Genomic DNA, 1,296 nt, shown 5'->3' on the forward strand with positions numbered 1-1,296 from the left:
GCCTGGGACACCCCGGTCTGGGAACATGATCTCGACAACGGCCTCAGACTGCTGCGGCTCGCGGTCGAGACGCACGCGATCACCAGCCACCACGCCCTGCCCCTGCTGCTGCGCCGGTCCGGCGGACTGGTCGTCGAAGTCACCGACGGCACCGCCGAGTACAACCGCGACACGTACCGGGTGAACTTCTTCTACGACCTCGCCAAGGCCTCCGTCCTGCGCATGGCCTTCGCCCTCGGCCACGAACTCGGCCCGCGCGGCGTCACCGCCGTCGCCCTCACCCCTGGCTGGCTGCGCTCGGAGATCATGCTCGACAACTACGGGGTACGGGAGGACAACTGGCGCGATGCCCTCGACCGGTCGCCGCACTTCGCGATCTCGGAGACCCCGCGCTACGTCGGCCGCGCCGTTGCCGCCCTCGCCGCCGACCCCGACGTGGCCCGCTTCAACGGCGAGTCCCTCTCGAGCGGCGGGCTCGCCCAGGTGTACGGCTACACGGACCTGGACGGGAGCCGTCCCGACGCCTGGCGCTACCTCGTCGAGGTGCAGGACGCGGGCCGACCGGCGGACGTGACGGGCTACCGGTGACTCACGCCGACGGCAGCGGCCAGCGCGCCGAGTGTCCGGGAGGCACTGCCAGATCCTCGCGTACGGCCGCGCAGTAGCCCTCGCGGCCGGCGCGCTGACGCTCCAACAAGGTCTGCAAGACCGGCGGATCGCGCCGCTCGTCCCGCAGGAACCGCTCCATCTCCATCACCACCACGACCCACTCCCGCGCCTTCTCCACCACCTCGGGACTGCCGAGCAGGATCAGCGCCTCCCCGGACGGATCCCGGGCGACAGTGGCGTCGGCCGGCAGGGGCTTCGCCTCCCGCGGCGACAGGGATGCGGATGCGGGTCGTTGCCGAAGGGGGCGGCAACCCCGACCGGGCCCGATCCCCGCGTACGACCGCCGGATACGAACCGAGCGCGCCGATCACGACGCCGATGAGCGCGGGAAGTTGCTGTATGAACGCAGACGTGTTCGCACGGTGTCTGTCGTGTTGATCGTTTCGGCTCTACGGTCGCTCCCATGACCGAACTCAGGCGCTTCGAAGGACATGGGGTACTCGTCACCGGCGGGGCACGCGGCATCGGTGCGGCCGTCGCCCGGCGGCTGGCCGGGGAGGGCGGGCGGGTCCTGGTGACCGACCGGGACCTGCCCGAGGCGGAGGAGACCGCGGCCGGTCTGCGTGAACAGGGGCTGGTGGCACGGGCGTTCGCGTGCGACGTGGCCGACCGGGCCTCGGTGGAGGC

At 71.8% G+C, this 1,296-nt stretch carries 2 protein-coding genes and 1 pseudogene; 2 read left to right on the forward strand and 1 reads right to left on the reverse strand.

The window, feature by feature from the left end; all coding sequences use genetic code 11:
- On the forward strand, positions 1 to 588 hold a 588-nt coding region (locus AB0I77_RS53630), incomplete at its 5' end, for an SDR family oxidoreductase (RefSeq protein ID WP_363290340.1).
- 1 nt (position 589) lies between these two features.
- Here the strand turns inward: AB0I77_RS53630 and AB0I77_RS53635 are convergent.
- Positions 590 to 1,010: pseudogene (locus AB0I77_RS53635) on the reverse strand (hypothetical protein).
- 62 nt (positions 1,011 to 1,072) lie between these two features.
- Here AB0I77_RS53635 and AB0I77_RS53640 point away from each other — a divergent pair.
- The coding region (locus AB0I77_RS53640; RefSeq protein ID WP_363290341.1) for an SDR family NAD(P)-dependent oxidoreductase at positions 1,073 to 1,296 on the forward strand (224 nt) is incomplete at its 3' end.

The sequence above is a fragment of the Streptomyces sp. NPDC050619 genome (genome assembly GCF_040654815.1).
GTDB lineage: Bacteria > Actinomycetota > Actinomycetes > Streptomycetales > Streptomycetaceae > Streptomyces.